At 67.5% G+C, this 26703-nt stretch carries 23 protein-coding genes and 2 pseudogenes; 12 read left to right on the top strand and 13 right to left on the bottom strand.

Annotated features, from left to right (window positions below):
- The 4 genes from X946_RS24580 to X946_RS24595 all read right to left on the bottom strand — a co-directional run.
- Positions 1-1239, bottom strand: a 1239-nt coding sequence (locus X946_RS24580) for a YadA family autotransporter adhesin (protein WP_038753221.1), incomplete at its 3' end; no start/stop codon positions are given.
- Positions 1240-2368: 1129 nt separating this feature from the next.
- Positions 2369-3271: a hypothetical protein gene (locus X946_RS24585; RefSeq protein WP_038753223.1), complete on the bottom strand. Its 903-nt coding sequence runs from the start codon at positions 3269-3271 to the stop codon at positions 2369-2371.
- Positions 3272-3400: 129 nt separating this feature from the next.
- On the bottom strand, positions 3401-3616 hold the full coding sequence (locus tag X946_RS24590) for a hypothetical protein (RefSeq protein ID WP_004198708.1): 216 nt from the start codon (positions 3614-3616) through the stop codon (positions 3401-3403).
- Between the two features lie 404 nt (positions 3617-4020).
- Complete coding sequence (locus X946_RS24595; protein ID WP_038753225.1) at positions 4021-4683, bottom strand: NADPH-dependent FMN reductase; 663 nt, start codon at positions 4681-4683, stop codon at positions 4021-4023.
- A gap of 892 nt (positions 4684-5575) precedes the next feature.
- On the opposite strand from X946_RS24595, the gene X946_RS36750 reads away from it, so the two are divergent.
- From X946_RS36750 to X946_RS24635, 6 genes and pseudogenes are all read left to right on the top strand, one after another.
- The gene (locus X946_RS36750) at positions 5576-5767 is read left to right on the top strand and encodes a hypothetical protein (RefSeq protein WP_326929495.1); all 192 of its coding nucleotides are present in this window, start codon (positions 5576-5578) and stop codon (positions 5765-5767) included.
- A gap of 1105 nt (positions 5768-6872) precedes the next feature.
- Positions 6873-8327 (top strand): annotated as a pseudogene (locus X946_RS24615) (quaternary amine ABC transporter ATP-binding protein); the annotation flags it as partial.
- Positions 8320-9222: a choline ABC transporter permease subunit gene (gene choW, locus X946_RS24620; RefSeq protein ID WP_038753230.1), complete on the top strand. Its 903-nt coding sequence runs from the start codon at positions 8320-8322 to the stop codon at positions 9220-9222. The pseudogene X946_RS24615 and the gene choW, both read left to right, overlap by 8 nt.
- Before the next feature lie 104 nt (positions 9223-9326).
- Positions 9327-10325: a GlxA family transcriptional regulator gene (locus tag X946_RS24625; protein ID WP_038753232.1), complete on the top strand. Its 999-nt coding sequence runs from the start codon at positions 9327-9329 to the stop codon at positions 10323-10325.
- Between the two features lie 100 nt (positions 10326-10425).
- On the top strand, positions 10426-11376 hold the full coding sequence (locus X946_RS24630) for a choline ABC transporter substrate-binding protein (RefSeq protein WP_038753234.1): 951 nt from the start codon (positions 10426-10428) through the stop codon (positions 11374-11376).
- 367 nt (positions 11377-11743) lie between these two features.
- Positions 11744-12661, top strand: a pseudogene (locus tag X946_RS24635) (aspartyl/asparaginyl beta-hydroxylase domain-containing protein).
- Positions 12662-12721: 60 nt separating this feature from the next.
- On the opposite strand, the gene X946_RS24640 reads toward X946_RS24635, so the two are convergent.
- The 9 genes from X946_RS24640 to X946_RS24685 all read right to left on the bottom strand — a co-directional run bounded on the left by X946_RS24640 (position 12722) and on the right by X946_RS24685 (position 22209).
- Complete coding sequence (locus X946_RS24640) at positions 12722-13717, bottom strand: hypothetical protein (protein ID WP_038753236.1); 996 nt, start codon at positions 13715-13717, stop codon at positions 12722-12724.
- 263 nt (positions 13718-13980) lie between these two features.
- On the bottom strand, positions 13981-14673 hold the full coding sequence (locus tag X946_RS24650; protein ID WP_038753258.1) for an aspartyl/asparaginyl beta-hydroxylase domain-containing protein: 693 nt from the start codon (positions 14671-14673) through the stop codon (positions 13981-13983).
- 600 nt (positions 14674-15273) lie between these two features.
- Positions 15274-16245, bottom strand: coding sequence for a D-erythronate dehydrogenase (gene denD / locus X946_RS24655; protein ID WP_038753240.1), 972 nt, complete (start codon positions 16243-16245; stop codon positions 15274-15276).
- 27 nt (positions 16246-16272) lie between these two features.
- Positions 16273-17049: a 2-oxo-tetronate isomerase gene (gene otnI, locus X946_RS24660; protein ID WP_038753242.1), complete on the bottom strand. Its 777-nt coding sequence runs from the start codon at positions 17047-17049 to the stop codon at positions 16273-16275.
- A gap of 80 nt (positions 17050-17129) precedes the next feature.
- Complete coding sequence (locus tag X946_RS24665) at positions 17130-18452, bottom strand: MFS transporter (protein ID WP_038753244.1); 1323 nt, start codon at positions 18450-18452, stop codon at positions 17130-17132.
- Between the two features lie 102 nt (positions 18453-18554).
- Positions 18555-19196: a 3-oxo-tetronate 4-phosphate decarboxylase gene (gene otnC, locus X946_RS24670; RefSeq protein ID WP_038753246.1), complete on the bottom strand. Its 642-nt coding sequence runs from the start codon at positions 19194-19196 to the stop codon at positions 18555-18557.
- Positions 19193-20512: a 3-oxo-tetronate kinase gene (otnK, locus tag X946_RS24675; RefSeq protein ID WP_038753248.1), complete on the bottom strand. Its 1320-nt coding sequence runs from the start codon at positions 20510-20512 to the stop codon at positions 19193-19195. Before otnK ends, otnC begins: the two co-directional genes overlap by 4 nt.
- A gap of 22 nt (positions 20513-20534) precedes the next feature.
- Complete coding sequence (ltnD, locus tag X946_RS24680; RefSeq protein WP_038753249.1) at positions 20535-21425, bottom strand: L-threonate dehydrogenase; 891 nt, start codon at positions 21423-21425, stop codon at positions 20535-20537.
- A gap of 79 nt (positions 21426-21504) precedes the next feature.
- Positions 21505-22209 carry a FadR/GntR family transcriptional regulator gene (locus X946_RS24685; protein WP_038753260.1) on the bottom strand — a complete coding sequence of 235 codons (705 nt, stop codon included), beginning with the start codon at positions 22207-22209 and terminating at the stop codon, positions 21505-21507.
- Between the two features lie 190 nt (positions 22210-22399).
- Here X946_RS24685 and X946_RS24690 point away from each other — a divergent pair, with 190 nt between their 5' ends.
- The 6 genes from X946_RS24690 (at position 22400) to X946_RS34540 (ending at position 26637) form a co-directional block, all read left to right on the top strand.
- The gene (locus X946_RS24690; RefSeq protein WP_038753251.1) at positions 22400-23014 is read left to right on the top strand and encodes an HAD family hydrolase; all 615 of its coding nucleotides are present in this window, start codon (positions 22400-22402) and stop codon (positions 23012-23014) included.
- 185 nt (positions 23015-23199) lie between these two features.
- The gene (locus X946_RS24695) at positions 23200-23670 is read left to right on the top strand and encodes a cupin domain-containing protein (RefSeq protein WP_038753253.1); all 471 of its coding nucleotides are present in this window, start codon (positions 23200-23202) and stop codon (positions 23668-23670) included.
- A 316-nt stretch (positions 23671-23986) separates the two neighbouring features.
- Positions 23987-24556: a TetR/AcrR family transcriptional regulator gene (locus tag X946_RS24700; RefSeq protein ID WP_038753255.1), complete on the top strand. Its 570-nt coding sequence runs from the start codon at positions 23987-23989 to the stop codon at positions 24554-24556.
- Between the two features lie 56 nt (positions 24557-24612).
- The gene (locus X946_RS24705; RefSeq protein ID WP_038753257.1) at positions 24613-25458 is read left to right on the top strand and encodes an SDR family NAD(P)-dependent oxidoreductase; all 846 of its coding nucleotides are present in this window, start codon (positions 24613-24615) and stop codon (positions 25456-25458) included.
- A 173-nt stretch (positions 25459-25631) separates the two neighbouring features.
- A complete protein-coding gene (locus X946_RS24710; protein ID WP_052145176.1) occupies positions 25632-26489 on the top strand; it encodes an SDR family NAD(P)-dependent oxidoreductase in 858 nt (285 codons plus the stop codon).
- 4 nt (positions 26490-26493) lie between these two features.
- Positions 26494-26637, top strand: coding sequence for a saccharopine dehydrogenase NADP-binding domain-containing protein (locus X946_RS34540; protein WP_235364060.1), 144 nt, complete (start codon positions 26494-26496; stop codon positions 26635-26637).
- The last annotated feature ends 66 nt before the right edge of the window (positions 26638-26703 follow it).

Below are 26703 nucleotides of genomic sequence, written 5' to 3' on the forward strand. Positions count from 1 at the left end.
CAAGCCGGTCGACGCAGAGGTCGAGAGCGAAGCGACGGAGCTATTCGCCGAGCTGATGCCCGACGAAGCGGAAGTCGACAGCGAGGTCAGCGAGCTGTTCGTGCTGCTGAGCCCCGTCGACAACGAGCCGATGCCCGTCGACGCCGACGTCGACAGGCTTGCGATGCTGCTCGCCGTCGTGCTCATGCCGGTGCTCAGCTGCGAAACCGTCACCGCGTCCTGCGGCGCGGAGCCGTCGGCGACGTTCGTGATGCGGCGAAGGGCGGTCGCGCTGCCGACCGATACTTCGGACAGCGGCGCCGCGGTGCCCGTCAGGTAGCCGGTGCCGGTCGGTGCCGACGCGCCGGTCACGCTGCCCGCGCCGATCGCGACGCTGTTCGTGTAGGCGGCCGAGCTGTTGTTGCCGATCGCGACCGAGCCGGTGCCGGCCGCTGTTGCGCCGGTGCCCGCCGCGACCGAGTTGTCGCCCGTCGCGACCGCCTGCGTGCCGAGCGCCGACGCCGCGGAGCCGCTCGCGAGCGCGCCGTTGCCGAGCGCCGATGCGTTGGTATTGGTGGCCGAGGCCAGATTGCCGATGGCGAGCGCCGGGTTCGAGGTGGTGTTGGTCGCGAGCGCGCCGTTACCGATCGCGATGCCGTTGATCGTCGACACCGTCGAGCTCGTGCCCATCGCGATGCCGCCCGTCGCCGCCGCCGTCGTGTTCGCTGACCGGCCGATCGCGATCGAGTTGTTGCCGAGCGCGGCCGACCCGCCCGTGCCGCTGCCGTTGCCGCCGCCGATCGCGATCGCGCTCGTGCCGGACGCCGTCGCGTCGTTGCCGACCGCGGTCGCGCCCGTGTTGAGCGCCTTCGAGCCCGAGCCGATGCCGATCGCGCTGTTGCCCGTCGCGGTCGACGCCTGGCCGAAAGCCTGAGAGTAGTTGCCCGAGGCTGTCGCGTTCGCGCCGATCGCGATCGCGGTCGAACCCGATGCGGTCGTGGTGCTGCCGGCGCCGCCGCCGATCGCGATCGCCTGAGCGCCCGTCGCGCAAACCGACAGGCTGCAACTGGTCGTCGATACACCGCCGACCGCGTATTGCGCTTGCGCGGCGTCGATGCCGCCGCCCGCGACCAGCACGGCGGCGACGATCGCTTTCGCGACGGCCGACTTGTTCGGCTTGCCTCGGGCGGACGAGATTTCCGAAGCGGCGACCCACGCGCCAAGCGCTTCATTCCAGATTGAGCGATACGAGCGATTCATACGAAAGTAGCCTCCGAGGGCTGGCGCAACACGGCAGAGTGATTCGTCTGACCAGGGAGTCCGTGCTCGCGCTATTTGAGTTTGGTGGCCGGAGTCTATTTGATCGGCGTATTTACAACTTAAAAGGATTGCAAAGTTAGGTTTGAAAATAGTTAAAGAAAGTTTGATGCGCGTGCGCCTTGGGTGGTCGGTTTGCGTCGATTGAAAAAGTAATACGAATGTGTATGGCGCTTGGGGCGATGCTCGCCTTGTCCAGATGGGGCAAGGGATGCCCGGGATCGATGGTTCGAAATGCGCTGCCGGGGGCGAGCGTAAAGATACGGCGGTCTCGCGCAAAACGTTTGCGCCTGACATTTGTCTTTCTATTTGTAATGATGTTTTAAATATGTCTTTGGGGTCGGCGTTTTGAATCTGGTTAATTGATTAATTAAATTGTCTATTCTGGAAATCATTGTTGATTTAATTCGGCCTCGTATCCCGATATTCAATGAAGTTCGTTTGTCCGTTGATGCGCCGGATCGTGCGCTGTCACGTCGGGCGGGCGTCTGCGGGGTGTAGGGGGCGAGGCGATCAATTGCTCGTCTTGTGCACAAATTGTCCGAGAAATGTCGGCGATGCTTCCAAGTCTCTTGCTCACAATTACGCGTCGCCGGTGTAATTGCCGGGCATCGTTACCTGTCTGATACGCTTTGTCACAATGCTTTCGTATTGCTTGTGCGCCCGCGGATTGTCGAGCAGCTAGCGATAGATGCGAAAAACGGCTCGTAATCGAGCAAGAACGTGGACGAATGCCGAACGCTTGCGCGCAACGCTGCGACGCCGCCTGCCGCTTCCGGTGCGGTATTTTTTGCCGAGCGTGACGTGGGGCGCGGCGGTTTTTAATCGTGTGATTAGGCGTTCGTAATGTATCGTTTTCGCGACGATCGACCGTGGCGTGCGCGGCATTCGCTCGCACGCTCGGCGGCGGACGACAGGTGCGCGGCGCACGCCGACGAAGCCGGCGTAACGGAAAGCGCAGGCGCGCGAACGCCGATCGATCGGCGTGCTCCGTCGACGGGGCATGGCAGGGCGGCGTCGCGCTCGCCCATGGCGCTGCGAGCCGCGTGGCGACGCCGCCCGCAAACGAGGGCTATTTCTTGATGAAGCGCAGCGCGAGGCGCGCGAGCCGCGGCACGATCATCGGCCGCAGCAGCCGCTTGTCGTAGCCCGCCATGCGCCGTTCGTTCTCGGCGAGACACAGCGCGATCAACTCGCGCGGGTTCAGCGCGTCGCCGACCGTCGTCGCCGTGTTGGCCGGAAAGTTCGCGTCGCGCGCGACGCCGTCGGCGTCGATGCCGCGCGCAATGCCGATGCGTTCCCAGATCAGGAGCGCCCACACCGCCGCGACTCGCGCGAAGAGCCACGGCCTGCGCCACCACGGCATGTTGCGCCCGTACCATGCGAACCAGTTCACGAAGAACAGGATGTGCCGGCCTTCTTCCTGAATCACCGGCTCGAACGTCTCGACGAGCGCTTCCGGAAAATAGCCCGAGCGCTGCGCGGAGCGGAACAGCCCGAACGCGAAGAAGCTGTCGATGCACTCGCTGAAGCCCGTGACCATCCACGCCCATTCGGCGTCCTTCGGCGCCGGATACGCGGGCTCGGGCGCAAGCCGGATGCCGTACGCCTCGACGAGCTTCGACAGCACGGCCTTGTGGCGCGCTTCCTCGGCCGCGTCCATGTCGAGCGCCTGGCGCAGCAGCGGATCGCGCACGGTCGACGCGAACGTCGCGACGCGAATCGACGCGCGACCTTCGGTCTGCACGGCGATGTCCCAGATGGGCAGCGACGTCAGGCGCTGAAGTTCTTCGGGGCTGAGGGGCGGCCAGCCGATGACGGCCGGCTTGTACGGGTTGTGGGTATCGAGCAGCATCCGGCAGAACATCTGCTTGTGCGTGTCGGAACCGATCTGCACCGGGCCGCGACTCTCATGGACCCAGTTGCGCATAGCGTGATCCGCCGCCGCTCGCTCTTGTCGCAGCGTGTCAGACATGGCCTGATTGGTATCGTGATTTCGGGAGCTGACGATTCTTACATAGCTCGACGAATCACGTATTTTGGTGGCCGGCCCCGCAAGCGCCGAGGGCGCGGGCGGGCACGCCGGCCGGGGCCCGCGCCGGCGTCAACAGTGCGAATCGACCCAGAGGCGTCCCCAGCGGAACGCATAGGCGAGCGCGTGCTCTTCGTCGAAGAAGAAATCGATGGCGTCGAACGAGTAGGCGCGCGCGGGCGCGGGGCCGGCCTTCTCGATCGTGAGGTTCGCGGCGAACAGGCCGTTCGGCAAGCGCGCCGCGGCGGGCGCAACCTCATAACCCTTGTAGCGGATCGAACGATTCATGGCTTTCGCGAAGGGATGGAACGTGCGTGCAGCGTAAGCAATCGCCTCGCGCGCGTGAACCAATCTTTAAACGTAAGCAAATCACTCGGCGCGGGCGAATGATCATGACCCAGGCATCTTCGTCGCATATGCGACGCGCGACGGGGGGCGCCGCACGCCGTGTCGCGAGCATGGACGGCCGGCCCCGCGTTCGACCGTGCGACAAACCCGGGCGATCGAGCGGGGAGGCGACGAGGCGATGCGTTGCCCGATGGCGGGGCGGCTTGCGCTCGCGATCGGGCAGTGAATGAGCGGGACCGACGATGAAGGAGACGAATCGGCGCGGCGACGTGCAGGCGTCGCGAGCGATCGACGGACGGACGAAGCGCTCGCCGCGCCGCGCCGCGAGCGCGCCGCGTATGCGTTCAGCTCGTCGCGGCTTCCAGCGCCGGCGCAAGCGCGCCGCCGCCGGCGACGCGGGTCGCCGCGCGGTGCGACGCGAACGCGAGCGCGAATTCGGCGGCTTGCGCGCCGACGGTTTCGAGCTGCGCCGCGACCTTCGTGTCGGAGCAACTGTCGGCCGTTTCGAAGCGTGTCTCGAGCGTGTTGACCGCGGCGCCGAACGGCGTCGGCCAGCCGCGCAGCGCGTGGACGATCGCGCGCAGCGACGTCAGCACCGTGCCCGCCGCCTGCCAGCCATAGGCGGTGACGATGCAGCCGACCGCGCGCCCGTCGAGATAGGGCCGCTCGTCGGCGCGCAGTTCCTCGAGCGTGTCGAGCGCATTCTTCACGAGGCCGGACACGCCGCCGTGGTAGCCGGGCGTCGCGATGACGATCGCATCGGCCGCGCGCACCGCGTCGATCAGCTCGTGCTGCGCGTCGGTGAGCGCGCGCCGCTCGGGCGCGTAGTGCGGCAGCGTGTGCAGGAACGGGCCGTCGAACAGGCGGGTGCGGGCGCCCGCGGCCTGCGCGCCGCGCAGCGCGAAGCCGAGCGCGCGCTCGGTCGACGAGGCCGCGCGGGTCGTGCCGCCGATGCCGATGATGAACGGCCGGCGATGTTGGTCGAATGCGGTCAAAGTGCGCTCCATGAGGGTGCGGCGCCTGGCTGAATCAGGCGGAGAGTTGCATGTTAGCGACCCAATCGGCGCCCGGGAAACGACTTTTCGTTCTATCGATATGCCCGGCGGCGGCCGGGCCGGCGTCGCGCGCGGCGCAATTGGATAGCAGAAATGCTTGGTTGGGATGCGGCGGACGGGCCGATATGATCGCTTCCGTCTCCTCCATGAAATCTTCTCTGACATGGGTTGGCCCCGCCGGTGGGAATGTCGGCGGGGCTTTTTTTCGTGTCCGCGCGCGGCGGATGCGGCGGCGGGTGCGCGCCCGGGCGAGCGGCGCGATGCCGTCGCCCGATTGTCGCCGCGTTCGAATCCGTTGCAGTGCTGCGGCGTGCCGCGCGCCTCGGATCGACGGCGAAGAGGGCGCTGCGGGCCGGTTCGCGTGATATCGCGCCATCTTATGGCCATGGCGCAAATCAAGAATCGCGATTGGATCGATATCCGCCGAGCGACGATCAGGCGAAACGCGCCGCGATTCAGGGGGGCGCTCGTGCGGCGCCTAGCCCGTTTCGCCTCGTCCATCGAGGATAGGCATCCAGGAGCGACATCGTATGGCCCGCGCGCTTCTTGTCGGGCACGACCGGCAACCGCGTATCCAACGAGGCCGTCGTGCAGGGCCTCGCCGCCGCCGACGTGTGGCCGCACCTCAACGACACGTCGGCGTGGCCGGGCTGTTACGAGGACGTGTCCGACATACGCTTTCACGACGGCTTGGGTCCGACGCCGCGGCTCGGCGCGCGATTCAGGTTCATGACGTTCGGCTTCTCCGTCGAGGCGGGGGCGAGTACGAGCCCCCGCCCTCGGCCGGCCGGCGCGGATCGCATGGCACGGTCGGGGTGACGGTGCGAGCGACACGGGGCTCGACGTGCATCGCGCGTGGCTCTTCGAGGATTTGCCGGGCGGCCGCGTGCGCATCCTCACGCAGGAGACGCAGATCGGCCAGCCGGCGCGGGAGCTCGCCGCGACGAAGCCGAATTCGATGGTGAACGCGGGGCGGGCGTGGATCGACAGGCTCGCGGCGACGGCCGCGGCCGTCGCCGCGAAGGTTCGCGCGTAGCGTTGATATTGCGCGCCGGGGTGTGTGCGCGGTTCGACGCGGTCGAGCGCGCCGCGTGCGGAGCGGCGACGCATCGCGCGCAGGCACGCGGTTCACGTCATGGGATGATCGGTTGCGTTGCGTTGCGTTGCAGTTGCAATTGCAACTGCAATTGCAATTGCGGGCGAAGGCGAAGGTTGCGATGTGGACGCATACACGATGCGTCGACAAAGGGCTGCATAGTCGACAACGCCGACACCGACACCGACACCGACACAAACGTACACGTACATGTGAATGCACATGCACATCGGACACGAGCATCGCACATCGCACATCGCACCGACGCGGAAACGCTCGCATACGCCCATGCCCATTCACGTCCACGCACTCATGCAAACGGAAATGCCGACGCACTATACATGCATGCACATGCAAATGCGGCAAGGCACGCGCATGCATCCCGCCGCGTTGCAACGGCAAAGTCCAAACCAAAGCCGCTAGCCCACGCGCTTCCTCCGCGCGGCCGGCTTGCCCTTCGCGCCGCATGTCTGGAGCAGCCGCGCGTGCGCCGGATCGCGAAGCGCGCGTTCGTGCCGGACGGCGACCTTGTCGAACCCGGGAATCGCGAGCGGCGGGGCGCAGCATTGCGTCGATCTCGCCGAGCACGCGCGCGCTTGACGGAGCCCGCGAGCTCGAGCGCGCGCTGCGTCGGCACGACGCACGCGTTGCATGCGCACGAAGCGGGGCGCGGAACTTTCTAGCAACCGGGTCGCCATGCCGCTCACCGCCGGCTGCGTCAGCGCGAACCGGGCGGCCGCGCGCGTCACGTTGCGTTCGTCGAGCGGCGCATCGAATGCCTTCAGCAGGTTGAAGTCGAGCATTCTGATATCGATCGCGATCGTCGACCGGAGTTGGCGGGCGGAGCGCGGCTCATGTCTCGATGGCGTCGCCGGCTCGAGCGCGCGACGGGCGAATCAACGGCGAACAGCGATGAACCGACACGAATCAGTCTGCGGAATTGCGCCGGGCGCGGATGCCCGCCGCATCGCCGCGCGCGCGGCGGAAAACGACAAATGCGCGGCGGCGAAAGCCCGCGCGGATGGGCTGCGGCGCTCGTTCGAGCCCCGATTGCGCATCGCGCAAATGCGCGTCGCGGCCCACGCGCGCGGCATGGGCGCGCGCGGCCGCGCGGGCCGCCCGCCGGGGCCGCGCCGCGCGCTGCGGCGCATCATCCGGATTGGCGGCCGCTTTCGTCCGCGCGCCGAAACGCTCGCTCGCATCACTTGTACAAACGTGTCGCATTTGCGCAAGCGTTTGTCGTAATTCGTCGGCTGCACGGGGTTTTTTCTGGCAACCATGTAGGCACGCTGTGACGGCGTATTTCCCCGCTCAACGAGGAGACGTTGCAATGGATGCCCCGAAGGTCGTAGTCGAAGGTCTGTGCAAGGTGTTTGGAAGCAATCCGCGGCAAGCGCTCGACATGCTCGCCGCGGGCGCGACGAAGGATGAAGTGTTCGCGCGCACGGGCCAGGTGGTCGGCGTGCACAACGTGTCGTTCGACGTGCGGGAAGGCGAGATTTTCGTGTTGATGGGCCTGTCCGGCTCCGGCAAGTCGACGCTGATCCGGCTCGTCAACCGGCTTGTCGAGCCGAGCGCCGGCAAGGTGATGATCGACGGCCGCGACGTCGCCGCGGTGCGCCGCGCGGAGCTGACCGCGCTGCGCCGCACGGACATGAGCATGGTGTTCCAGTCGTTCGCGCTGATGCCGCAGCGCACGGTGCTGTCGAACGCCGCGTTCGGGCTCGAAGTCGCCGGCATGAGCCGCAAGGACCGCGAGCGGCGCGCGATGGACGTGCTCGAGCAGGTGGGCCTCGCGCAGTTCGCGCACAAGCTGCCCGCCGAGCTTTCGGGCGGCATGCAGCAGCGCGTCGGCCTCGCGCGCGCGCTCGCCGTCAACCCGTCGCTGATGATCATGGACGAGGCGTTCTCCGCGCTCGATCCGCTCAAGCGCAAGGAAATGCAGAACGTGCTGCTGCAGCTTCAGAAGGAGCAGCGCCGCACGATCATGTTCGTGTCGCACGATCTCGAGGAGGCGCTGCGCATCGGCAGCCGCATCGCGATCATGGAAGGCGGCCGGCTCGTGCAGGTCGGCACGCCGCAGGAGATCATCGCGAACCCCGCCGACGACTACGTGCGCGCGTTCTTCGAAGGCATCGACACGAGCCGCTACCTGACGGCGGGCGACCTGATGCTGACGGGCGCGGTGCCGCTCGTGTCGAAGCTCGATGCGACGCATGTCGCCGCGTCGCTGAACGGCAGCGCCGAATACGCGTTCGTGCTCGACGAGGCGCGCAAGATTCGCGGCTTCGTCACGCGCGACGCGCTGAACGGCGCGACGCCGAACGTGCGCCAGGTCGAAAGCATCCGGCGCGACGCGACGCTCGAGCACGTCGTCGAGCGCGTCGTCGCGCATTCGCATGCGCTGCCCGTCGTCGACGACGACGGCCGCTACTGCGGCTCGGTCGATCGGGCCGTGCTCCTGAAAGCCATTACGCGTTCGCGAGGTTCCCATGTCTGAACTCATTCCGCTCGGCAGCTGGGTCGACCAGACGGTTCACTATCTGCTCGACCACGACGCGAAGACGTTCGACGCGATCGGCCGCGCGATCGAAGGGCTCGCCGCGCTCGTCGAGCACGGGCTGCAGGCCGTGCCGATGTGGCTGATGATGGCGATCTTCATCGGCGTGGGGCTCTGGCGCGTCGGCTGGCGCTTCGCGATCTTCACCGCGGCGTCGCTGCTTCTGATCTTCGCGACGGGCTTCTGGGACCAGACGGTCGTCACGCTCGGGCTCACGCTGTCGTCGACGATCGTGAGCCTCGTGCTCGGCATTCCGCTCGGCATCTGGGCCGCGAAGAGCAAGTGGGTCGCCGCGATCGTGCGGCCGATCCTCGACCTGATGCAGACGATGCCCGCGTTCGTCTATCTGATTCCGGCCGCGATGCTGTTCGGCCTCGGCCGCGTGCCGGGCATCCTGTCGACGGTGATCTTCGCGATGCCGCCCGCGGTGCGCCTGACGAGCCTCGGCATCCGCCACGTGAACCGCGAGATCGTCGAGGCGGGGCAGGCGTTCGGATGCACGCCGTGGCAGCTGCTCTACAAGGTGCAGTTTCCGAACGCGTTGCCGTCGATCATGCAGGGGGTGAACCAGACGATCATGATGGCGCTGTCGATGGTGATCATCGCGTCGATGGTCGGCGCGGGCGGCCTCGGCAACGACGTGCTCGCGAGCATCCAGCGCCTCGACATCGGCCTCGGCTTCGAAAGCGGCCTGTCGGTCGTGCTGCTCGCGATCATTCTCGATCGCATCACCGAGAGCTTCGGCCGCGCGCCGGGCACGGCGAAGGCGCCGCTTTTCTCGGGCCTGCGGCAATGGCTCGGTCCGCGTTCGCGCTCGCCGGTCGCGCAGGCCTGACGCGTCCCGCACTCCCTCGCCTCTTCGTTTCGCCGATCCGGTCGTCTCCGGCGGGCCGTCCGCCGCCGGAGCGGCTTCGTGCAATCCGTTCGCTGGAGAACGATGTGACGTCCGCCGCCGCTGCCGCACCCGCCGACTGCGCCGAGCCGGTTTCCTCGGTCGCGCATTTCGGGTTCCTGACGTTGCCGAATTTCTCGATGATCGCGTTCACGAGCGCGGTCGAAGTGCTGCGCATGGCGAACTACGTCGCGCGCGCCGACCACTACCGCTGGTCGATCTTCTCGCTCGACGGCGCGCCCGTGCGCGCGAGCAACGGGATCGCGGTGCGGCCGACGCAGCCGCTCGACCTCGACGATCCGCCCGACGCGATGATCGTCTGCGGCGGCATCCGGATTCGCGAGGCGGTCGACGAGCCGGTGCGCGGCGCGCTCGCGGCGCTCGCCGCGCGCGGCGTGCCGCTCGGCGGCATCTGCACGGGCGCGTACGCGCTGATGGCGTGCGGGCTGCTCGACGGCTACCGGTGCGCGGTGCATTGGGAGAACCTGTCGGCGCTGTATGCGGAGTTTCCGCAGGTGCGCTTCGCCGACGAGCTGTTCGTCGTCGATCGCGACCGCCTGACCTGCACCGGCGGCACCGCGCCGCTCGACCTGATGCTGAACCTCGTCGGCGCGCGGCTCGGGCCGCCGCTCGCCGCGCAGGTCTCCGAGCAGTTCATTCTCGAGCGCATTCGCGGCGCGACCGATCCGCAGCCGATTCCGGTCGACGCGCGCGTCGGCTTCTCACGCGCGGAGCTGATCGAAGTCGTGCGGCTGATGGAGGCGAACATCGAGGAGCCGCTGTCGCTCGAGGAGCTCGCGCGGCTCGTGCGGCTGTCGCAGCGCCATGTGCAGCGGATGTTCAAGGTCTATCTGAACGTGTCGCCGACGCATTACTACCTGACGCTGCGCCTGAAGCGCGCGCGCGATCTGCTGCGCACCACCGACGCGTCGATCGCGCGCGTGACGACGATCTGCGGCTTTCATTCGCCGTGCCATTTCAGCAAGGCGTACCGCGCGCAGTTCGGCCATGCGCCGAGCCACGAGCGGCGCGTGCCGGCGCGCTGAGCGCATCGAACGAAACGCGCGGCCGCCGGGATCGCGGCGCGCGTTCAAGCCACGAATCGATCCCATGTTGACGACATCTTTGTAGATGAGGAGAAGCACGATGAAGCGAAATCTGATCGCGGCGGCCTGCGGGCTCGCCATCGCGGCCGCGCCGCTCGCGAGCGCCCGGGCGGGCGATCCGCCGACCTGCAAGGCCGTGCGCTTTGCGGACGTCGGCTGGACCGACATCGCCGCGACGACGGGGCTCGCGTCGACGATGCTCGCCGGGCTCGGCTATGCGCCGACGAAGACGATCGCGTCGGTGCCGATCACGTTCGCCGGGATCAAGAGCAAGCAGATCGACGTGTTTCTCGGCTACTGGTCGCCGACGATGGACCCGATGATTGCGCCGTTCACGAAGGCAGGCACGATCAAGGTGCTCGCCGCGCCGAACCTGACGGGCGCGAAGTACACGCTCGCGGTGCCCGACTACGTGTACCAGGGCGGCCTGAAGTCGTTCGCCGACATCCAGAAGTACGCGGACAAGCTGAACGGCAAGATCTACGGGATCGAGCCCGGCAACGACGGCAACGCGCTCATCAAGAAGATGATCGACGGCAACCAGTTCGGCCTCGGCAAGTTCAAGCTCGTCGAGTCGAGCGAGGCGGGGATGCTCGTCGAAGTGAACCGCGCGATCCGCGACAAGCAGTGGATCGTGTTCCTCGGCTGGGAGCCGCATCCGATGAACGTGCAGATGAAGATCGATTACCTGAGCGGCGGCGACGACGTGTTCGGCCCGAATTACGGCGAAGCGAAGGTGCTGACTGCGACGCCGCCCGATTACGCGGCGCGCTGCCCGAACGTCGCGAAGTTCGTGTCGAATCTGCAGTTCACGACGTCGATCGAGAATCACGTGATGCTGCCGATCATGAACAAGGAAGAGCCGAACAAGGCGGCGGCCGAATGGCTGAAGGCGAACCCGCAGTCACTCGACAAGTGGCTCGCCGGCGTGACGACGTTCGACGGCAAGCCGGGCCTGCCCGCCGTCAAGCATTACCTCGGCATCCAGTAACGCCGGGTTCGCCGCGCGAGGCGGGCACAGCCCCGCGTCGCGCGGCCGTCGGCCGCTTGGTCGTCGGCGCGCGTCGCCGAAGCGGGCGGTCGCCTTCCTTCCCCTGAAACCTTCCGGCCATCGGCGCCCGTCGCGCGCCGTGCTCCCCGTACGCCTCCAAAAAGCAGAAAGCTGAAAGTTTTCTTAGAGCCCGTTTGGAAATGCAAATTTCCGCCCTCGTAGCCACGCTGATGTAGGGCGCTGCTTTGCAAGTAGCCCGTCGGCAAGGAGTGCAGGCGTGGACCAGATGAGCTGGAATTCGCCATTTCATCAATTTTCAAACGGGCTCCTGGAATCGCCCGCATACGCTGTAACGGGGGCAAAAGAAATGCGCCGGGCCGTTCTGTTCATCTTCGTCGCGTGCGCGGCGTTCACGCATCGACGCGGAAAGGTGCGTCACGGGTTCTTCCGCCAACTGCCCGATCACTCGACGTTTACCGCTCCGCTCAATTGTTTCGCTTACGCGTTCTCCACCGTGCCGAATACGCCGTATTCGACGAGTCGCATTTTCCGGAGTTCGCGATCCTCAGGCGCGAGTGGAACACGTTCCGCGACGAGGCGCTCGCGTTGCGCGACGACAGCCGGATCAAGGCGTCGGGCGAGTACGACGACATCGGCTTCAATTCGTTCTTCCGCAAGGGCTGGAAGCGGTTCTGCCTGAAGTGGTACGACCGTCCGCATCCGTCGGCGCTCGCGCATCGTCCGCGCTCGCTCGCGATCCTGTCGAAGATTCCGTCGGTAAAGGCGGCGATGTTCGCGCAGCTGCCGCCGGGGGGCAAGCTCGGGCTGCATCGCGATTCGTACGCCGGGGCGCTGCGCGATCACCTCGGGCTCGCGACGCCGAACGACGACGAACGACGACGAACGACGACGAATGCGCGATCGTCGTCGACGGCGATCCGTACGCGTGGCGCGACGGCGAGGCGGTGATGTTCGACGAAACCTATCTGCACTGGGCCGAGAGCCGCACCGATCAGGACCGCATCATTCTGTTCCGCGACATCGAGCGGCCGATGCGATACCGCTGGGCGCAGGCGGTGAACGGCGCGATCGGCGGCGCTCTGATGCGCGCGGCGGCGTCGCCGAACGAAACGGGTGACCGCACGGGAGGCCTGAACCGGCTGTTCCGCTATCTGTACGCGATCGGCGCGTCGGCAAGCGGATGAAGGCGTGGAATCGCACCGCCTATTACGTCGTCAAGTGGGCGCTGTTCGGCCGGCTACTCGTCGCGATACCGTGGCGGTGAGCGTTCGCGCGCGCGCGCCGTTTCGCTTCCGGCGTCGCCGGCGCGGCGTTGGCTGCCGGATCAGAAGAAATCGAGCGCGCCGAACACCTTGTTCGCCTTTCGCTTCGCGTCGCTCGACAGGTTGCTGTCCTCGACCGCCTGTTTCGCGACCTGCGTGCCGACGTTCTTGACGACGCTCAGCACCGCCGACACCGGATTGAAGCGGCCCTTCGTGACGATGTCGACGACCGCCCTGCCGATGCCTTTGAACACCGCGACGATATATTTGCCGGCCTGCTCGAAGCCCCATTGGAGATTGTCCTTGTTGGTGCCGTCGAGCCGTACGTGCGTGTCGCTCGTCTGGTCGAGCTGGTGACCGGTTTCGCGCAGATGCTGCCAGCCGCCGCCGCCCACGACGTCCTGCAGCAGGCCCGCTTCGGTGCCGTGCCGCGCGTCGCCGTCCTTCGTGAACCCGTCGATCTTGCCGTCGCCGACGACGTCGTTCGGCCGCTCGCCGCCTTCGCGGTTCTTCGCGCTCTTCACGTACGTGAGCAGCGCGGCGGCCTTGTACGCCTGATCGGGATCGTTGTACATGTCGCCGCCGACGAACTGGTTCAGCTTGTCGCGGATGCCGCTCTGGTTGCCGAGGTGCTTGAGGAGCGGATTGTCGTCGATGATCCGCTGCGCGGTGCGGTTGTCGCCGGGCGGGCGTTTCGTTTGCGCGTCCGGCATTTGCGCCGCAAAGCGCGCCATCGACGGATCGGGCGATGCGACGCAGCGCGCGGGCGGCGCATCGTTCGGCGCATCGTTCGTCGATTCGACGAGCGACAGCGGGGCGTCGGCATCGGTCGCAGACGTCATCGCGACCCGCAGCGGCGGCTGCGACGAATGCGGCGTTCGCTGCGAATCGGGCCCGCCGCATTCGCGGATCGCTTGTCGAACCAGTCGTTTCAATTGTTGCCGGACATTGGCGTCGATGTCGGCGTCGATCGAGGACGGCAACCGCTCGTCGCCGAACGAGGCTGCAAGGTTCGTGGCGAGCGGGGCGCCGACGATGTTGCCGGGAATTCGGATCATGGGCGTGCGGGTGGAGGCGGCCGACAGCGGCCGAGGCCCGCAATCTTATGAGCGGGGCGGCGCGCCGCACGCGCGCGGCGCGAAGGGCGCGCGCGGAAAGCGAAGCGTTGTGTGGCGAAGCGGTGCGGCGCGCGTTGTCGCGATTCCCGAGATTCCCGAGATTCCCGAGATTCCCGTGATTGCCGCGTGCGCGGCGCGCGGCTGGCCGTGGGGCGGCGCGAGCGGCGCGGCCGGCGCAAGCCCGCCGTCGGCGTGAGCGGGCCCTAGACCGGAATCGCGCCGCCGCGCAGCCGGATCGCGACGCGCACGATCCGGATCAGCGCGCCCGACAGCAGCGCGAGCGCGGTCGGCAGGTCGCGGCGGCGGATGTCGAGCAGCAGCACGATCCGCACGTCGTCGCTCTCGTTCCAGACTTCGTGCTCGAACGTGTCGTCCCATAGCAGGAACTGGCCGTCGTCGAGGCGGTAGTCGCGGCCGTCGATCTTCAGGACGGCGGCGGGCGCGCCGTCCGCGCGCCTGGGCATCGACAGCACCAGATAGCCGCGCAGGATGCCGCGAAACGGCCCGCGGTGCGGCGGGATGCGCTTGCCCGGCGCGAGAAACGAGAACGACGCGGACAGCACGTCGGGCGACGCCGCGACGATCGACGCGAGCGTCGGGCAGCGCCCGAGGTTCTGCGGGAAGCGCACGCCGTATGCCTGCATGATGAACATGCGCCAGTCGCGCGCGTCGTTCGCGGAGATCGCCGCCTGCTCGCGCATGATCTCGTGGAAGCGCGGAATCCGGCTCAGGTCGCGCGACACCGCGAGCGCTTCGTCGCGGATCGCGCGCCACGCGCCCGTGAAGCGCGCGGCGTCCGGAAACAGCGCGGCCGCGTCCAGCTCGGCGCCGCAATGGATTCGTCGATCGTAGAGGTCGCGCAGCTTGCGCGCGCCGAAATCGTAGATGGCAGCCATATCCAGGCGTTCGTCGGGCAGACGTGTCGGGCGCGGCCGGTCGGCCGGTCGGTCGTCCGGCGGCGCGCCGCGTGAAATCAAGGACCGGGTTCTTATAACGATAGTCGCAAACGCGGCGCGTTGCGCGTTCGCCGGCCGCCGCGCCGCGTTTCGTCGGGTTTCATTTCGTTTCATCACGCCCCGGCGGTGGTCCGCGTCGGTCGCCCGAGTAGCGTAGCGCCCCGCGTGCGAGGCGCGCATGCGTTTGTCGCGTGGAAGCGAACGATCGGCGAAACGTAAGCGGGTTCGCGGCGGCGCGGAGAAAGGGAACGCCGGCCGAGCGCGGCGCGCGGCTGGTGGCGACGTGTCGGGGCAGGCGGGGGAGGCGCGTCGGGCGTATCCGCGCGGTGCGGGCGGCCGCACCGCGCGGCGCGGCGGGCGAATCGCACGCTCGAATCGTCGGCTCGAATCGCGGGCTCAAATCGCAAGCCCGAACCCAAGCCCGAATCCCAAGCCCGAATCCCAAGCCCGAATCCCAAGCCCGAATCCCAAGCCCGAATCCCAAGCCCGAATGGAACCGATTCGGCGCGCCCGCCCGCCGCGCAGCGCGGGCGGCGCGGTTTAGCGCCGATCGTCGTCGACGTAGTTGCGGATCACGTCGACGAAGCTCGCATCGCCCTTCAGGCCGAGCGCTTCGGCGCGCGACGTGTCCCATCGCCCCGGCCAGCTGCCGACGATCTTCACGACGCGCTCGTCCTCGGCGCGGCGGATCAGCTTCACCGCGTCGATGCCGGCGACTTCGCGCAGCGCGTCGATCATTTCGTCAACCGTCACCGAGATTCCCGGCAGGTTGATCACGCGCCGGTTGCCGAGCTTCGCGCCGTCGAGCTCGCAGCCGGCGACGAGCGCGTCGATCGCGCGGCGCGGCGACAGCAGCCAGAGCCGCGTGCCGCCCGGCACCGGGCAGACCGCCTCCTCGCCGTTCAGCGGCTCGCGAATGATCCCGCTCGCGAACGACGAGGCCGCCGCGTTCGGCCGGCCCGGCCGCACGCTGATCGTCGGCAGCCGCAGCACGCGGCCGTCGACGAAGCCGCGGCGCGTATAGTCCGACAGCAGCAGCTCGGCGATCGCCTTCTGCACGCCGTACGACGACTGCGGATCGAGCGCGGTGTCGTCCTCGACGAGCTCGGGCAGCGCGCCGCCGTACACCGCGACCGAACTCGTGAACACGATGCGCGGCCGGTGCCCGCGCGCGCGGCACACGTCGAGCAGCAGGCGCGACGCGTCGAGGTTGATGCGCATCCCGAGGTCGAAATCGGCTTCCGCCTGGCCGCTGACGATCGCGGCGAGATGGAAGATCGCGTGCGTGCGCGCGTCGATCGCGGCGTCGAGCACGGCGCGCTCGCCGATGTCGCCGACGATCGCGCTCACGCGCGGATCGCCGAAGTCGCCGCCCTTGACGACGTCGAGCAGCACGAGCTCGTCGATCCGCTGCGGCGCGCCGTCCGGGCCGGCCAGTTCGCCGCGCGCGAGCAGCTGTTTCGCGAGACGCTGGCCGAGAAAGCCGGCGCCGCCAGTGATCAGAACCTTCATCGCAATGTGCCTCGTGAGAATGCGGGATTACAGGTAGGGTGCGAGCCAGCCGAGGCCCTCGGACGTGCCGGCCCTCGGCCGATACTCGCAGCCGATCCAGCCGTCGTAGCCGAGCGCGTCGATCAGCTGGAACAGATACGGATAGTGGATTTCGCCGACGTCGGGCTCGTGCCGCTCGGGCACGCCGGCGATCTGGATGTGGCCGATGCCCGCGATGTCGCGCGTCAATTTCGTCGCCAGATCGCCTTCGACGATCTGGCAGTGATAGCAGTCGAACTGCACCTTCAGGTTTGGCGCGCCGACTTCGCGGCAGATCGCCTGCGCGTCGTCCTGGCGGTTCAGGAAGAAGCCCGGCATGTCGCGCGGGTTGATCGGCTCGATGACGATCGTCGCGTTCTGCGCGCGCGCCGCTTCGGCCGCGTGCGCGAGATTGCGCAGGTACGTGTCGCGGTGCTTCGCGCGATCCTGCTCCGGTGCGATCAGGCCCGCCATCACGTGGATCTTGTCGTTGCCGATCACGCGCGCGTAGCCGAGCGCGGTGTCGATCGCGCGCTTGAACTCGTCCTCGCGGCCCGGCAGCGACGCGATGCCGCGCTCGCCCGCCGCCCAGTCGCCGGGCGGCGCGTTGAAGAGCGCCTGCACGAGGCCGTTCGCGTCGAGGCGCGATTTCAGCTCGGCGGCGGGGAAGTCGTACGGAAACAGGTACTCGACCGCCTTGAAGTCGTCGCGTGCCGCGGCGGCGAAGCGCTCGAGGAACGCGTGCTCGTTGTACATCATCGTGAGGTTGGCGGCGAAGCGTGGCATGGCGTCGGTTCCAGGTCCGGAGGTTGAAAGGCGGGCGGCACGGCGCGCATTCCGGCGTGCGCCGCGCCGCCGACGATCGATTATCGGTTGACGAGCTTCGCCGGCGTGAGCCACACGGCGATCGCGCCGATCACGAGCATCGCGGCGAGCACGTACATGCCGGCGGACGTGCTGCTCGTCGCGTCCTTCAGATAGCCGATCAGATAGGGGCTCGCGAAGCCGGCGAGGTTGCCGATCGAGTTGATGATCGCGATGCCGGCCGCGGCGCCCGTGCCCGCGAGGAACGCGGTCGGCAGCGACCAGAAGAGCGGCGCGCAGGTGAGCACGCCGCCCGCGGCGATCGACAGGAACAGGATCGACACGGTGGTGTTGTGCGAGTACGCGGCGGCCACCGAGAAGCCGGCGGTGCCCATCAGCGCGGGCACGATCAGGTGCCAGCGGCGCTCGCGGCGCTTGTCCGCGCTGTGGCCGAAGAGATTCATCGCGACGATCGCGAACGCGAACGGAATCGCGCTCAGCAGGCCGATCTGCAGCGTATCGGTGATGCCCGTCGATTTGACGAGCGTCGGCATCCAGAACGTGAGCCCGTACTGGCCGGTGACGAACGTGAAATAGATCAGCGACATCCACCACATGCGCGGATCGCGCAGCACGCTCGCGAGCGAGTGCGCGTGCTTGTCGCGCTCGTGCGGCTGCGCGTCGATCGCGTCGGTCAGCAGCTTTTTCTCGCGCTCGGTGAGCCACTTCGCGCTGCGGATGTTGTTGTCGAGATAGAGGATCGTCGCGATGCCGATCGCGATCGCGGGCACCGCCTCGATCACGAACATCCATTGCCAGCCCTGAAAGCCCGAGCCGCCGTGGAAGCGCTCCATGATCCAGCCGGACAGCGGATTGCCGAAGATGCCCGACACCGGAATCGCCGACATGAACACCGCGATGATCTTCGCGCGGCGGTGCGTCGGGAACCAGTACGTGAGGTACAGGATCACGCCCGGATAGAAGCCCGCTTCCGCGAGGCCGAGCAGGAAGCGCAGCACGTAGAACTGCGTCGGCGTCTTCACGAACGCGAAGAGCGCGGACAGCAGGCCCCAGGTGATCATGATCCGCGCGATCCAGATGCGCGCGCCGATCCGGTGCATCAGCATGTTGCTCGGCAGCTCGAACAGGAAATAGCCGAGAAAGAAGATGCCCGCGCCGAGGCCGAACACGGTCTCGCTGAACGCGAGATCCTGCGACATCTGCAGCTTCGCGAAGCCGACGTTCACGCGGTCCAGGTACGCGACCACGTAGCAGAGCATCAGGAACGGCACGATGCGCCAGAACACTTTCTTGTAGGTCAGATCGAGCTCGGCCTGTCCGGCCGCCTCGAGCGGCCGGGCCGCGGCTGCTTGGCTGGGAATCATTTCCGCTGTCTCCATGAGTTGTCGACGCCGGCCGCGTGCGCGGCCGGTGCGTTTTGTCGTGTGCTGGTGGATGGGCCCGCGCACACGGCGGGCTGAACTGCGTTACCAGCGCGCGCCGAACGCATCGCGCAGTTCGGCGAGCGCGGCGTCGTCGAGCGGCTCGGGTTTCGGATGCGTCATCAGCCACAGGCGCGCGGTTTCCTCGAGCTCCTCGAGCGCGTACGACGCGTGCGCGACCGACGGCCCCCAGACGACCGGGCCGAGCCGCTCGAGCAGCACGCCGCGCACGCGATCGGCGAGCGCCGCGACTTCGGCGGCCACCGCGGGGTCGCCCGGCCGGCGATAACGAATGAGCGGAACGTGGCCGACCTTCATCACGTAGTACGGCGTGATCGGCGGCAGCACGTCGGCCTCGCTCCAGACGCCCGTGAGCGTGAGCGCGACGAGGTGCGTCGAATGCGTGTGGACGATGCCGCGCGCTTGCGCGTTGCGCGCGTAGATGCCGCGATGCAGCGCGAGCGTCTTCGACGGCCTGCCGCCCGACACCGCGTGGCCCGCGAGATCGACCTTCGCGATGCCGGCGGGGTCGAGCCGGCCGAGGCACGCGTCGGTCGGCGTGATCAGCCAGCCGTCGTCGAGCTTCGCGCTGATGTTGCCCGCGCTGCCGACCGCATGGCCGCGCGCGTAGAGGCTCGCGCCGATCTCGCAGATCTCGTCGCGCAGCTTCGCTTCGGCGGTGCTCATGCCGTGCCCTCCAGCGCGCGCAGCGCCTTGTCGAAGAAATCGGTCGCGCCGAAGTTGCCGGATTTGAGCGCGAGGCCGAGCGGCTCGGCGTCGAGCGTCGCGCGGGGGCTTGCTCCGGTCGTCGCGGTGGCGGGCACGCCGGGATCGATCTGCGCGCCGATCTGCAGCGCCTTCACGTCGAGCGCCTGCACGACCGCGCCGGACGTTTCGCCGCCCGCGACGACGAACTTGCGCACGCCCATCTCGCGCAGCCCGCGCGCGATCGCGGCGAGCGTCGCCTCGACGAGATGGCCGGCCGCCTCGACGCCGAGCGCCTGTTGCACCCGTTTCACTTCGTCGGGCGAGGCGCTCGCGTAGATCAGCACGGGCTGCGGCAGATGCGCGCGCGCGAACGCGAGCGCCTGCTCGACGACGGGCTCGCCGCGCGCGGCCGCGAGCGGATCGATCCGGAACGCCGGACGCTCGGCGCGCCACGCGGCGACTTGCGCGTTGGTCGCCTTCGACGCGCTGCCGGCGAGCACCGCCGATGCGCCGTCGATCCTCGGCAGCGCGGCCGCGTCGCGGCGCTCGGGCAAGAGCCCGCCGAGCCGGAAGTTCGCGGGCAGGCCGAGCGCGACGCCCGAGCCGCCCGTGACGAGGGGCAGGTCCGCGCACGCTTCGCCGAGCACGTGCAGATCGCGGTCGGTCAGCGCGTCTGCGATCGCAATCCGCACGCCGTCGCGGCGCAGCGCGTCGATCGTCTCGCGCACGGCGCACGCGCCGAGCGCGATCGCGTCACGGCGGATCAGGCCGACCTTCGATGCCGTCTGCCGCTGCAGCACGCGCACGAGGTTCGCGTCCTTCATCGGCGTGAGCGGATGGTTTTCCATCCCGGATTCATTGAGCAGCGCATCGCCGACGAACAGATGGCCGCGATAGACCGTGCGGCCGTTCTCCGGAAACGCGGGGCACGCGATCGTGAACGCGCGCTCGCCGCCGAGCGCGTCGAGCAGCGCATCGGCGACGGGGCCGATGTTGCCCGCGTCGGTCGAATCGAACGTCGAGCAGTATTTGAAGAAGAACTGGCGGCAGCCCTGCGCGCGCAGCCAGTCGAGCGCGGCGAGCGATTGCGCGACCGCGTCGGCGGCGCAGAGCGTGCGCGATTTCAGCGCGACGACGATCGCATCGGCTTGCACGGGCGCGCCGTCGGCCGGCACGCCGATCGTCTGCACGGTGCGCATGCCGCTCTTGACGAGCATGTTCGCGAGATCGGTCGCGCCGGTGAAATCGTCGGCGATGCAGCCGAGCAGGGGGCGAGAGGCGTGATCGGTGTTCATGGCGACGGGAGGCTCCGGAGAATCAGCCGCGCGCCGGCAGCGTGATGCCGGGGAACGTCTTGATGACGGCCGAGTCGTCCTCGCCGCCGTGGCCCGCGCTCGACGCGCTCAGGAACATCTGGTGCGCGGCGGCCGACAGCGGCAGCGGGAATTTGGCGCGGCGCGCGGTGTCGAGCACGAGGCCGAGATCCTTCACGAAGATGTCGACGGCCGACAGCGGCGTGTAGTCGCCGTTCAGGATGTGCGGCACGCGGTTCTCGAACATCCACGAATTGCCGGCGCTGTGCGTGATCACGTCGTAGAGCGCGTCGGGATCGACGCCTTCGCGCAGGCCGAGCGCCATCGCCTCGGCCGCCGCCGCGATGTGCACGCCCGCGAGCAGCTGATTGATGATCTTCACCTTCGAGCCCGCGCCGTGCGCGCCGCCGAGCCGGTAGACCTTGCCCGCGATCGCGGCGAGCACGTCGTCGCACGTTTCGTACGCGGCGGCGGGGCCCGACGTCATCATCGTCATTTCGCCCGCCGCCGCGCGCGCGGCGCCGCCCGATACGGGCGCATCGAGCATCAGCACGCCCGCCGCCGCGAGCCGCGCGCCGAGCTCGGCCGCGAACTCAGGCGCGACCGTCGCGCTCGAGATCACGACGCCGCCGGGCTGCATCGCGGCCGCCGCGCCGTGCTCGCCGAACAGCACGGCGTCGGTTTGCTCCGCGTTGACGACGAGCGTGATCACGACATCGCACCGCGCGCCGAGCTCGGCGGGCGTCGCGCAGCGCAGGCCGCCTTCGGCGGCGAACGCGGCGAGCACGTTCTCGCGCACGTCGCACGCATGCACCCGAAAGCCCGCGCGCAACAGCGAGCGCGCGACACCCAGGCCCATCGCGCCCAGTCCGATGACTCCAACATTCCGTGACATGGTCAAACTTCTTCCTGATTCGATTAGATTCGTTCGTGGGCGCCCCGCGCGCGCCGTGCGGCCGCTCGCGAAGCGCGGCTCAGCAAATGCCGGCTTGCTCGAGACGGCGAGCCGCGTTGTACATGTGCGCGCGGGCCGCGTTGCGGGCCGCGGACGGATCGCGCGCGCGGATCGCGTCGGCGATCGCCGCGTGCTCCTCGCGCACCTGCCGCGAGAAGTCCTCGCGGGTGGCCTCGTTGCCGCGCGTGACCTTCACGCCCGCTTCGAGGTACTGATTCAGGAAGCTCAGCGTCTTCAGGAAGTACGGATTGCCGGTGACGCTCGCGATCGTCCGGTGGAACGCGACGTCCTCCGCGACGCCGTCGCGGCCTTCGGCGACCGCATCGTCGATCTTCGCGAGCGCGGCGTCGATGTCGTCCATGTCCTCGTCGGTGCGGCAGAGCGCGGCTTCGGCGGCGACCTCGGCCTCGATCGCGCGACGCACCGCGAGCAGATGCGGCAGCGAGCTCGCCTCGACCGCCTCCGCGTAATCGATCCGCAGCGGGCGGATCGCCGCGTGCTGCGCAATGTAGACGCCGCTGCCCTGACGCGGCTCGACGACGCCCTCGTTCTTCAGGCGCGAGATCGCCTCGCGAATCACCGTGCGGCTCACGCCGAATTCCTGCGCGAGCACGGCTTCGGTCGGCAGCTTGCCGGTGCCGGCGAAGCTGCCGATCTCGATCTGCTTCAGAAGCTGCTGGGCGACCGTGTCGCTCATCGCCCGGGTCGGAATTTTCTCGAACATGGCGTTCATTTTGTAAGGTGATGTGGTCATCATACAACTTTGATTTGACGTGGGCATTCGGGATAACCCTTGGGAGATGGGTTTTGGCGAAACCGCGCCGGGGCGACCAGAATAGAAGTTTTCCGCTGCCCGGAACCCGCCGCCCGCCGGCGGCGCGGCGCTTCCGGGCGCTCCACGCGAGGCCGACCGCATGACGCCGCCGATCAAGCTGGTCCTGTTCGATATGGAGGGCGTATTGTCGGACTACGACCGCGCCGCACGCACCGCGCGCCTGGCCGACCTGACGGGGCGGCCGCCCGACGCGGTGCGCCATGCGATCTGGGAGTCGGGGCTCGAAGCGCGCGCCGACGCGGGGCTCATCGGCGTCGACCGATACCTGAGCGAGCTGGCCGAGCTGCTCGGCGCGCCGGTGAGCCGCGACGACTGGCTGATCGCGCGCAAGGCGTCGATCACGCCGAACCTGGACGTCGTCGCGCTCGCCGAGCGCGTCGCGCAGCGCAGCCGGATCGCGGTGCTGACGAACAACTGCCGGCTCGTGACCGATTACATCGATTATCTGAATCCGCCCGTTGCGCGCGTGTTCGGCGCGGACGTCTATCCGTCGGCGACGTTCGGCGCGGCGAAGCCGGATGCGCAGGCTTATCTGGGATGCGTCGGATGGCTCGGCGCGACGGCGCAAGAGACGCTGTTCATCGACGATGCGGATTCGAACGTCGAGGGCGCGGTGAAGGCGGGGTTGCTGGGATGCAAGTTCGTGAGCGCCCAGGCGCTGGCGGACGAACTGGAGCGGCGGCGGTTGATCTAGGTGCGGCGCGGCCGGCGGGCGCGGTCTGGGCGAGTCGAATCGAATCGTGCTTTCGCTTGCGTTCGAGATCGCGCCCGTGCTTGGCTTGGCTTGGCGCTCGCGCTTCATTGCGTTGCGTCGCGCGGTGCCCTGGTTGCGATTGTTTTACTCACATCAAACTTGTCCCCATTGGAGCGAGCTCAATCATGCCGAACACCCCTCCGGAATTGCTGAAAGCCGCCGATATCGAAGCGATGGACGTAGTGCGTTCGGTCCATACGCTGAACGAGAACGCGGTGCGCTTGAAGAAGCCGCTGAGCGACAAGACCGGGATCACGCAGTTCGGGTTTCTGATCATCACGATCATGCCGGGGCACGAATCGTCCGAGTACCACCGGCATCTTTACGAAGAGGAGTGCGTGTACATCCTGTCCGGGTACGGCGAGGCGACGATCGGCGAACGGACGTTTCCGGTCGGGCCGGGCGATTTTCTGGGGTTCGCGCAGCGCGGGCCGGCGCATGTGCTGAAGAACTCGGGGGATGTGCCCCTCGTATTCATCGCGGCGGGGCAGCGGTTGGAGCAGGATGTCTGTGATTATCCGCGGTTGGGGAAGCGGTTGTTTGTGGCGGGGGAGGTGGAGGGGTATGTGGAGTTGGAGGGCGACGGTGCGGTGTGAATTCGACGGAGGCTACGTACGGCAACGGCGGATTTTGGGCGCTTTGGGAATTGGCATGCCGTTGTCGCGTCGATTGATTGGCGGTTGCGATTGATTCCTTGGCATCTGGCTGTCATGGGGGGGGCTATCCGCCATTTTCCGGCTCCGGCGGCATTCGGCCGGCAGCGGAGGTAGTGTCCCCAGTTCCCAGTTCCCAGTTCCCGGTGCGCGGCGCGGGCGTCTAAAGCCTTCGCCACGGCAATCTGGGCAGTTTGCCTCGATCTCGAATGCCGTCTATAATTGAGCGCGTACTCACTCTTGTTCGATTCGAACCACGATGGCGCGCCCTCTGAGCCCGGAAAAACGCAATGCCCTTTTGTTGTCGGCGACGCAGGCCGTTGCCGACCAAGGCGTGCTGGCGAGCACGGCGAGCATCGCCCGCGGCGCGGGAGTCGCGGAAGGAACGCTGTTCACCTACTTCGAGAACAAGGAAGTCCTGTTCCAGGAACTGTACCTGCACCTCAAAAACGAGCTGGCCGATTATGTCATGCCAGACTATCCGGATAACGCGAGCTACCGGCTTCGCATGGAACACATCTTCCAGCGTTACGTGGGCTGGGGGCTGGCCAATGCGGCCGGGCGCCTTGCGCTTTCGAAGCTGTCGGCTTCGGGAGTGCTGCAGGAAGGAACGCGGGCACGAGGCATGGAGCCGTTCCTGGCCGTGTCCCGGATGATGGAGGACGCGGTGCAGAACGGCGTGCTTGCCGATGCGCCGATTGCGTTTCTTTACGCCGTGATCGAGCGCATTGCCGACATCACGATCGAGTACGTCGACAGGGAACCCGAGGGTGCCGAACGTCATCGGCAACTGGGGTTTCGTGCCGCGTGGCGAGCTGTCACGGAGTAATTTTTTTGCATTTTAAGTGAGCGCGTACGCGCTCAATATTGGAGGGAGCAATCATCATGCGCAGTCAGAAGTGGTTCATTACCGGAGCATCCGGCGGGCTCGGTTTGGCCCTCACCGAAAAAGTGCTCGCCGACGGGCATCGTGTGGTTGCCGCGGTGCGACGAGTCGCAGCGCTGCAGGCGCTGAAGGAAGCCTGGCCCGATGCGCTCGAAGTGGAGTCGGTCGACGTGACCCGTCCTGAGCAGGTGCAGGCCGTCGCGGCGCGCCATCCCGATGTCGATGTGGTCGTCAACAACGCGGGTGGCGCCGTCATCGGCGCAATGGAGGAAATGACCGAAGCCGACATCGAGCAGCAGATCGCGCTCAATCTGCTCGCGCCCATCCACATCACGCGCGCCTTCCTCGGCGCGATGCGCGCGCGAAAGCACGGCACGTTCGTCCATGTCACCAGTGTCGGAGGACGCGCCGCCTTCCCGAGCGGCTCGCTCTATCACGCTGCGAAATACGGCCTCGAGGGCTTTGCGGAAGCGGTGAGCCAGGAAGTGGCCGAATTCGGCATCAAGACCCTCATCGTCGAACCGGGCTCCATCAAGACGGGCTTCGTGGCCAACATTCGCTGGACCGACGAACTCGCCTGCTACAAGGACGGCGTGGTCGGCAAGCTGCGCCAGCAGATCAAGGCGGTCGGCGATGAATACGCATCGGGCGATCCCGTGAAAATGGCCGGCGCCATCTATGCGATCAGCCAGTTGCCGGAGCCGCCGCTGCGCACCGTCCTCGGCGGAGACGCCTACGCGGTGCTCGAAGCCGCTTATAGCCGGAGCCTCGCCGCGCTGCAGGCCCAAAAGGACCTCGCCGGTTCGGTGATGTTCGAAGGCAAGGCGGGATTCAATCCCCAGTAACCATTGCCGCGGCGCCGGCCGCGGCCCGCCCGAAAGATCGCCGCACGCCACGAGCGCGGCAGCGGTCGGGCCCGGCAGACGCCTGATTGCATGGGCGAGGCACGGCGCTTCTCCATTCATGGCATTTCATTTTCATCGCGCGGATGTCGGCGCATAACGGAGGTTCTACGATCATGTCAAAAGTCTGGTTGATTACCGGCGCGTCCCGAGGGCTCGGCCGCGCCATTCTCGAGGCCGCCTTGCAGGACGACGGCATGGTTCTGGCCACCGCGCGCGACACTTCGCGGTTCGCCGATTTGCAGGCGCGTCACGGCGAGCGTCTGGCGACGTTCGAGCTGGACGTGACCAACGAGGAGCGGGCAAAGCGCGCCGTAGCCGAAGCGGTGCGCCGGTTCGGGCGTCTGGACGCACTCGTCAACAACGCCGGTTACGGCCATGTCCAGCCGTTCGAGTACACGTCTTCGGACGATTTCCGCGCACAGTTCGAAACCAATCTTTTTGGAGTGGTCAACCTCACGCGCGCAGTCATTCCGGTGATGCGCTCGCAGGGCAGCGGCCACATCTTTCAGATTTCATCGGCGGGCGGCCGCATCAGCAGCCCGGGACTCTCCGCTTACCAGTCGGCGAAATGGGCCGTCGGCGGATTCAGCGATGTCGTCGGCAAGGAACTCGCACCGTTCGGCATCCGCGTCTGCACGCTGGAACCAGGCGGCATGCGCACCGAATGGGGATACGAGGCGCGTTCGACACTGCAAGACCTTCCCCGGGACTATCAGCAATCGATGGCCGGGTTCAAGGCGCTGATCGACGCGTACGTGGGCCATGAAGTGGGAGATCCCGAGCGCGTCGCTAAACTGATCGTCATGCTGGCTTCGCGTGAATTCGTGCCGGCGCGGCTGGTGCTTGGCTCGGATGCCTGGCAGGTCGTCGAAGCCGAGGAGGACGTCCGCCGCGAGACCGGGCAAAACTGGAAGGCCGTGACGCTTGCAGCCGATTTCGGCGCGGCACCGCTCGAATGGCCCGCGGAGTGAACGCATGCGCGTCGTACTGATCGGCGCGACCGGCATGGTCGGCCAGGGTGTATTGCGTGCCTGCCTCGCAGCGGAGGACATCGCCGAAATCATCGTCATCGGCCGGCGCGCGCTGGAGGGTGCCCCTATGTTGTTCGTCAAGCGTTAGGGGCCGACTTGGGTTGGTAAATGGTTCCGTCGCGCAGCATGGCGAACAGGACGTCGCAGCGTCGCC

This window comes from Burkholderia sp. ABCPW 111 (assembly GCF_000773065.1).
GTDB lineage: Bacteria > Pseudomonadota > Gammaproteobacteria > Burkholderiales > Burkholderiaceae > Burkholderia > Burkholderia savannae.